The organism is Inquilinus sp. OTU3971 (genome assembly GCF_038440215.1).
The window spans coordinates 1-432 of record NZ_JASATH010000450.1; the positions used below are offsets into that span (position 1 = coordinate 1).

Annotated in this window: 1 protein-coding gene; it reads left to right on the forward strand. The window is 63.7% G+C overall.

The genetic code is table 11. The annotated features are described in order from the left end of the window. Positions 1 to 49: 49 nt before the first annotated feature. Positions 50 to 432 (forward strand): adenylate/guanylate cyclase domain-containing protein (locus AAHM41_RS40365; RefSeq protein WP_342242282.1); only part of this gene is annotated, 383 nt, incomplete at its 3' end.

Below are 432 nucleotides of genomic sequence, written 5' to 3' on the forward strand. Positions count from 1 at the left end.
AGCCACAACATCGATTGACGAGCCTATCGGACGACGCCGGGAGGCGTTCATGGCAAATGTCCGGGTCGAGCGGCGCCTCGCGGCGATCATGGCCGTCGATATCGTCGGCTATTCACGGCTTGTCGAAACGGACGAGGCTCGCACGCTGGCCGACATCAGACGCGTGCGTAGCCAGATCTCGGACCGGCTGATCGCAGAGCACATGGGACGCCTCGTCAAGCTGATGGGCGACGGAGCCATCATCGAATTCGGCTCCGTCGTTGACGCGGTCGCCTGCGCGGTCGCTCTGCAGGAAGAAGTGACAAGCGACCAGGCGCAAATCCCGTCCGAACATCGCATCGTCTATCGGATCGGAATCAGCCTCGGCGACGTGGTGGTCGAAGGCGACGACCTGCTCGGGGATGGGATCAACATCGCGGCGCGGCTCGAGGC